The organism is Bradyrhizobium sp. UFLA05-153 (genome assembly GCF_054185185.1).
The window spans coordinates 51100-58470 of record NZ_JBBIAM010000056.1; the positions used below are offsets into that span (position 1 = coordinate 51100).

Annotated in this window: 4 protein-coding genes and 1 tRNA gene; 2 read left to right on the forward strand and 3 right to left on the reverse strand. The window is 57.8% G+C overall.

Annotation, left to right across the window (positions count from 1 at the left end; translation table 11 throughout):
* Window positions 1–261: 261 nt before the first annotated feature.
* Both Q2941_RS28645 and Q2941_RS28650 read right to left on the reverse strand, forming a co-directional pair.
* Window positions 262–1407 carry an alpha-hydroxy acid oxidase gene (locus Q2941_RS28645; protein WP_458194446.1) on the reverse strand — a complete coding sequence of 382 codons (1146 nt, stop codon included), beginning with the start codon at window positions 1405–1407 and terminating at the stop codon, window positions 262–264.
* An 880-nt stretch (window positions 1408–2287) separates the two neighbouring features.
* Window positions 2288–2357, reverse strand: a tRNA-Ser gene (locus tag Q2941_RS28650).
* Window positions 2358–2513: 156 nt separating this feature from the next.
* Between Q2941_RS28650 and Q2941_RS28655 the strand changes: the two genes are divergently transcribed.
* On the forward strand, window positions 2514–3815 hold the full coding sequence (locus Q2941_RS28655) for an integrase arm-type DNA-binding domain-containing protein (protein ID WP_458194447.1): 1302 nt from the start codon (window positions 2514–2516) through the stop codon (window positions 3813–3815).
* Between the two features lie 285 nt (window positions 3816–4100).
* Here the strand turns inward: Q2941_RS28655 and Q2941_RS28660 are convergent, their stop codons facing one another.
* On the reverse strand, window positions 4101–5399 hold the full coding sequence (locus tag Q2941_RS28660; protein ID WP_458194448.1) for a DUF1254 domain-containing protein: 1299 nt from the start codon (window positions 5397–5399) through the stop codon (window positions 4101–4103).
* 682 nt (window positions 5400–6081) lie between these two features.
* Between Q2941_RS28660 and Q2941_RS28665 the strand changes: the two genes are divergently transcribed.
* Window positions 6082–7269, forward strand: a complete 1188-nt coding sequence (locus Q2941_RS28665; protein WP_458194449.1) for an FAD-dependent monooxygenase — start codon at window positions 6082–6084, stop codon at window positions 7267–7269.
* The last annotated feature ends 102 nt before the right edge of the window (window positions 7270–7371 follow it).

Sequence of the window (7371 nt, forward strand, 5' to 3'; positions counted from 1 at the left end):
ATTCCTGGCGTTCCGCTTCTTGCTCGCTCCCCTGAGCGGGGTCGCAGGCGATGGAGCCGGATTGTCCCAGCCTGCCATTTGCAGACAGGTGAGCAGATCGACATAGCTTTGTATTCCCCCTTGCGAAGCTTCGCCTTCGCAAGTTTCACGCATCGGAGCGGGAACGATCAGCCAGGTCGAGCTCAGCTGTTGCTGATGGAGCGATGGAATACCGAGAGGGATCGGGATTTGTTGTGAGCGTATCCTCCGACTGGTTCGCGTTCACCTGAACCGCAGATTGTCGCGCGAGAGCTGGCTGACCGAGGTGCAGCCCATCAGCTTCATGTCGCGCTCGATTTCGGTCCGCATCATGCCGAGAGCCCGCTCGACGCCGGCCTGGCCGGCGGCAGCCAGAGGATAGAGATAATAACGGCCGAGCCCGACCGCCTTGGCGCCGACTGAGAGGGCCTTCAGGACATGGCTGCCCCGTTGGACCCCGCCATCCATGAGCACGTCGATCCGGTCACCCACGGCATCGACGATTTCGGCCAATTGATCGAATGACGCCCGAGAGCCGTCCAGTTGCCGGCCGCCATGGTTGGAGATGACGATGCCGGTACAACCGATCTCGGCGGCGCGCCTGGCGTCGTCAGCGGATACGATGCCCTTGAGGCAGAATTGGCCGTTCCACGACCGAACCATTTCAGCCACATCGTCCCAATTCATGGATGGGTCGAGCATTTCCGTGAAATAGCGGCCGATCGAGAGTGCGCCGCCGCTCATGTCGATGTGCTCGTCGAGTTGCGGCAGCTTGAAGCGCTCGTGGGTAATGTACTCTACCCCCCACCTCGGCTTGATCGCAAATTGCAGCATGCCGGCAAGCGTCAACCTGAACGGTATTGAAAAGCCGGTGCGCAGATCGCGTTCGCGGTTGCCGCCGGTGATGCTGTCGACGGTCAGCATCATGACCTGGACACCGGCGTCCTTCGCTCGTTGCATCATGGCCCGGTTGAGGCCCCGGTCCCTGTGAAAATAGAACTGATAGACCTGTGGCGTATCGTGAGCCTTGCGTAGCTCCTCGAGGCTCACCGTCCCGAGCGAGGATACTCCGAACATGGTGCCGTATTTTGCTGCTGCGGCCGCGACGGCGCGCTCACCCTGGTGGTGGAAAAGGCGTTGCAAGGCCGTCGGGGAGCAATAGACCGGCAGAGCCAGCTTCTGGCCCATGACTTCGACGGAGAGATCAACCTGCTCCACGCCGCGCAGAACGTTGGGCACGAGGTCGCAGTCCTCGAAGGCTTTCGTGTTGCGCCGGTATGTCACCTCATCGTCTGCGGCACCGTCGATGTAGTTGAATATCGGGCCGGGCAGCCGTCGCTCGGCCAAGCGACGGAAGTCATGAAAGTTGTGGCAGTCGCGCAAGTTCATGGGTGCTCTCATGCTCGATCCGAGCCCGTAAGGCTCTACCGGTCCCGGTTGGCAGCGACCTCACCAGGGAGCTACCTCGTCGGCGAGAATATGCCAAGGTCTTGGGTGCCTGCCACATCTGAAACTGCCGCGTCGGATTTCGATTCCGAGCGCGCCGGTTGCATATGTTTCTCCGTCAAGAAGACATGACGAGCGAACGCTGACGATCATCGCCCGCACCTATGGGCACTTGATTTCGGCGTCAGGATTGGGTGGCCTCCAGCAGAGCAGCACGCATCGTCTCGCGTCGCCGGTCTCGCGGCGGCGTTCAACACGCCGATCGACGATGGCGGCGCCTCGCTTTCGGCCTTGGCGTTGTCGAAGGGATTGCGCGGCCTGCTCATGCTGCTGGTGATGTCGCGAGCGGCGGGCTACGCTCCGCTAACCCGCCCTACGCGCTCGCGCGCCCCTTGAGACATTCGGGCGCATGCATATCATCCGCTGAGCCTGATAGTGAGAGCCGGGCTGTTCGTCGCCACGCACGACATGAAGGCGCCGCCGACATACGCAATGCAAGCGGGCAGATCCCTCATCGCGATAGGGCGACCGTCAATGTTGATGTTTCGGAGATGCGTCCATGAGACCAGTGATCAAGCTCGCGGTCGGCTTCGGGATCATCGCCGCAGCCTGGATACCCTAAAGCTTGACGACCCGCTACGACATTCCATTTGGTGAGGTGATCATCGGCTTCGCCGGCAGTGCCGTCGGCACGGTCATGATTCTCATGGCGTTCGTGCAGGGCCTCAGGGCAGATTAGCGAAGCGCAATCCGCCCTTCCGCAGCCAAGCGGCGGCACCCCCCGCGCGTATCCGCGGCTGCTTTGTCGTGAAAAATCGTAGAATGGCGCGCCCGGAACGATTCGAACGTCCGACCCTCAGATTCGTAGTCTGAATTCGCAGCTTCTCTACCGCGTCCAGGTACGCGTTGTCATACTCTCGCCTTCCCGGGAAGCTACTGATTGATCGAGGATTTTCGCGCTCTGGCGCACCATAGAGTAGCTGCACCTCGATAACTCTCATCGAGGACTTCCCCAGACTAAACCCAGACTAAAAAGAGTGGAGGCGTTTATGGCTGATCAGCGCCAGGCTCTCACGGACAAGAGCATTGCGCTTCATTGTGCGGGGGAGAAGCAATACAAGGTACGCGATAGCGAACTGCCGGGCTTTTTCGTGCTCATCGGCAAGCGCCGGAAGACTTTCATGGCCCAAGGCGAGTTCTGGCGGGATGGCGTTCGTGAATTCACAGCCCAGGTAAAACTCGGCGACTTTGGCGAGATGACCACGCGCCAAGCGCGCGGCAAAGCAAAAGAGGCACTTGGGTCGATAGCGAAGGGCCAGCGCCCTGGCGAGGATCCGAAAATCAAGCCAGGTTCAATAACACTTCGGCAGGCCTGGGAGCGCTATCGGGATGCGCATATGAAACGTAAGGGAAGAAACTCAGGGACTATTGAAGGTTATCGAGATCACATGGAGCGACTGTTCAAGGATTGGCTCGACAATCCGCTCGCTCGACTTGGGCGACAACCGCATCTTGTTGTTGGACGTCACGAGAAAATCTCGAAAGAGAACGGTCCTTACATTGCTAACGGATCAATGCGCAGTCTGCGGGCAGTGTACAACCACGCGCGGAAGAGCAGTACCGACCTGCCGGCCGTAAACCCGGTTTCCGCAATCGACTGGAATAAGGAGCATCGACGCAACACCGGGATGGGACCAAACGATATCAGCGGTTGGTTGAAGGAGCTTTACGCAATGGACAACCCGCTAAGGCGGGAATTTCACCTCTTCACGCTCTTCAGCGGGTCACGACCAACTGCACTGAAGAAGATCCGTTTAGAGCACGTCGATTTACGACGGAGGATAATCCATATCCCGAGGCCAAAAGGAGGTGAGGAGAAGGCATTTGACATTCCACTCTCGCGTCCGATGATCCGTTCCATCATCCGTGCGATTAGGTGCGGTCGGATCATGTATCCCGCGCAAGCGAAATCGTGGTTGTTTCCAGCCGACAGCAAACCGGGGCATCTCGTGGAGCACAAGGAAGAGCGGAATGTCCTTTCCAAATGGGGAAATGATCTGCGGCAGAGCTATCGCACGCTCGCGCAAGCGGCAGCGGTTTCGGAACTCGACATTCATCTGTTGATGAACCACTCGCTTCCCGGTGTGAACGCTGGCTACATCACGCGCGACCGTTTGCTGAGGGATCACCTGCGCCAGCAGCAGCAAAGAATATCAGGGTTGGTCGTTTATGGCCTCGAAGTAAAGCGAGATCCATTTCTAGTTCGATGGCTAGGAAGCACGAAAGGCAGGGAGACTTCCTCTCAGGCTGAACAAGGAGTGCGATCTGGGACGATGGCAATCGCTGCATAGAGTCAAAAGCTGTGGCCTCTCGTAAACCGTTACTGGCCGCGTGATCTTCATCACGAAATCCGCCGCACTGGGGAATGTATTCGTTGAGCGGCTGACCCACTGATGTCCGGTCAACCCCCAACAGCGGCCCAAGAGCGGACATTCTCCGAGGTCGCAGATGGGCCAACAGCCGACATTCACAAAACGACCTGCGCAAGCAGAAAGACCGCCGCTAGGCGGTCCCTCCGAAAACAGGATCAGGCGTTTTGTGAAGGTGGCTCGGGTTAGTCGGCAGCGGCACGTCAGCTACATCGGCTCGATCTCTCCCGGACGCCAAGTCTTATTGAACCACGGCTCAAGCGGACTGTAGAGACGCAGGAGATTGGACCAACCCTTGCCGGGGATGGTCTGCACCCAGTTGTTCTCCTTGCCGACTGGAGCCTTCGGTCCAAAATAGACATCTACTGAACCATCCGCATTGACCAGCAATCCCTTGGTCAGGCTCCCCACGGCTGGAAATTGTTGATCAGTCTGGAGCATAGAGCGTGTCTGGGTATCGTACACCGTAAACGACCAAAATTCCTCGGCGGGAATGTTGGGCGGCATATGCAATCTATACGACTTGCCGCCATCGAGTGGGTTGCCCTTGGCATCCACGAACGCAACGGCGTATTGCGAGCCTTTCCCGACCATTTTCTCTGTCATCGCTGGTGAGACACCAGTAGCATAAAAGAAGAAGAGATCTTTTGCGTCGAGGTTGAGTACACCGTCCTGCTCGAACTTATAACTGCCGCCGATGAATGGTGAGAACCATGCGCTGTTTGGATAGAAATAGGCATCCTTTATCCGAGACTGATAGGTAAGAGTACGGGCTGTGGCATCACCCACCGCAGCTGCCTCGACGAGTATCCTTTTCAGGCGATCGTCGGGTGTGAAGGGTTTGCCTTTCTCAATCCCGATGGCGGCGAACACGCCCAACGTGTAAGGGTCCAATGCATCGCTTGGTTCGTCCTGAATGGTGCGATTGAGGTATTCGAACGCGGAATAATCGCCCGGCCCGATGGTGTTGAATGCCTTGCCGGATATATCGACGAACTTCATCTCTGGCGGGTTGGCGGCTTGACTGAGCGGATACACCCGAAGGTTCTTTTTGACATTATCGACGCCCGGTTTCGGGTTGCCATCCTTTAAGAAAGTTCGAAAAAACAGCAGATTCCCGAAGGTGTGCGAACGCGCAACAAAGTAACCTGTGGGGACCGCGCCCGTGTAGCCCGGCGGCAGCAGCAGGTACTTTCCGCCCCTGCCTCCGTCTGGCCCGGTGAAACCGACATCACTAACCCAGCGGAACCAAGCATCATCTATCGGGTCGAGTACCTGTGAAGGAATTTCTAAGACCAACGGACCATTCTTCGTGTCCAGATAGAGCAGAGTGTAAGGGGTGGTGGTGTTGGCGGTCAGGAACAGCGATTTGGAGTCCAATAGTTGTTCGGCTATGACGGCGGTTTGGTTGGCGGGGCCAAACCCAGTAATGCCGCTGCGAGCACCCGCAATCGAAACGGCGGGCAGTCCAGTAAGATATGCCGCGCTGGAAATCGAGGTTGTCATAGACTTTCTCGACGGTGGCCTTGTCGGGGAAGCCGTCGAAGAACTTGAGCGTTCCGATGCGGGTTTCCACCGAGTTCGGCGTCGTAATGGACTGCGGAATATCGGTGGTCATTTTCATCTTGGGTGCATCTTCGGCGCTCGCCGGTACGCCTACGGATATAACCAACAAAGCGATTACGAGCGTCAACACTTGAACGTTCATGATAGGAACTCCACGAGGGACAGCCGCTAGGTCGGAAAAGTTAATCCAATCCGCTCGGCGTGCTATGCAAGATCGGCAGAAGCGTGCGTCTTGCCGGTCGCTCTGCGGGGTAAGCCTGATGTCTGTTCAGACTGTGTGAAAAGGCCAAGACGCTCGAGCGCGAGAGAACAAGTTGTACGTCCAAGACTGCCCTTGCGCTCAAGCTCGCAAGCGATTTCAACTTAGATGACGAGCTGAAGAATGTAATTCTAGCCGCGCGTCGATCTTTCGCGTTTTCACACAGCCAGGGTCACGAGCGTCGCCCTCTGCAATAGACGGCGAACAGTCGATTTCTGCTATGCCCCGTTAGCGACCAAGGTCGTATGGCGGTGCAATGTGTCGCGAAGGGCCAAAGGCAGACATCCGATTTCGGGATTTCTGATATCATGACAGCTATGTCCTGACGATTGAGCGCCGGTCATGCCTTTTGGGGGATAATACATGGATAAAGACACCGCGCTGGTATGCATCGTTGGTGCTGGTCCTGCCGGGCTGGTGCTCGCCCATATTCTTCACCAGTCGAACATTTCTTTCGTTGTCCTTGAGCGTGAGCAATCGGACGAGCTGCGCAGCCGAACGAAGGCCGGGCTGATTGAGCAACGCGCGGTCGACGCACTCCGCCCCTTTGGTCTTGCCGACACCATCACCGGGCGGGGAGGCCGCAATGGCATCTGCGAATTCCGTATCGATGGCGAAGTTATCGTCTGCAATTATGGAGCTCCCAGCGACGATTGTCAGGGGCACTATATCTACCCGCAGCAAGAGCTTGTCGGTGATTGGGCTGACGCGCTTATCGCGAAAGGTGGTCAAATTCGCTTCGGAGTAAAGGTTGTCGATGTCGCGGAAAACGCGACGAATGCGGAGGTACGAGCGGTTACGGTAGCGAACGGTGAACCTTTCACGGTCCGGGCCGAAGCCGTTGTGGCCTGCGACGGCGCTGGAAGCGTGGTCGCGCGGGCAGCCGGGTTCGAGACATTCGAGATCGCCCATCCGTTCCGTTGGCTTGCGGTCATTGCTGCAATTGCCCCGCCAAGCCCCCGTACCGTTTACGCTCTGCACCCTAAAGGGTTCGCGGGGCAGTTTCGTCGCTCCGCGACATCGACAAGATATTATTTGGAGGTGCCTGTTACCGACACACTTGCCGACTGGTCTGACGAACGCATTTGGGCCGAGTTGGAAGAGCGCATGGCTATTCCCGACCAATTACCTCTGGTTCGCGGTGATCTCATCGAGCGGGATTTTCTCGATCTGCGCGTGCGTGTTCGCGAGCCGATGCAGTCGGGTCGCATATTCCTCGCCGGTGACGCCGCTCATATGGTGACGCCAGCAGGTGCGAAGGGTATGAACATGGCTATTCAGGACGCGATTGAACTCGCGGCGGGCCTCTGTGAACGTTATGGCGAAGCTGCCAACGGCGACCGCCTCGGAGATTACTCCGCTTCGCGTCTCCCAGACGTCTGGCGGTATCAGGAGTTCTCAAACTGGATGCTTAGTATTCTGCACGCCGGACCTGCCGGGCAGACGCACAAGCAGGACTTTGTTCATCGATTGCGCCGCGCGCGGCTTGATCGAATGATCAATGACCCGGTCTACGCCCGTTGGTTTGGACGCGCCTACAGCGGCTCTTGAGCCACACTCTTGCGTGCCAACCCATGGTCGTGGTAGGGACGAGGATTGCTCCTCGCCCCCCACCCAGATCCCGGCGAGCGCTGCTAACGCACCGGGCTCCTC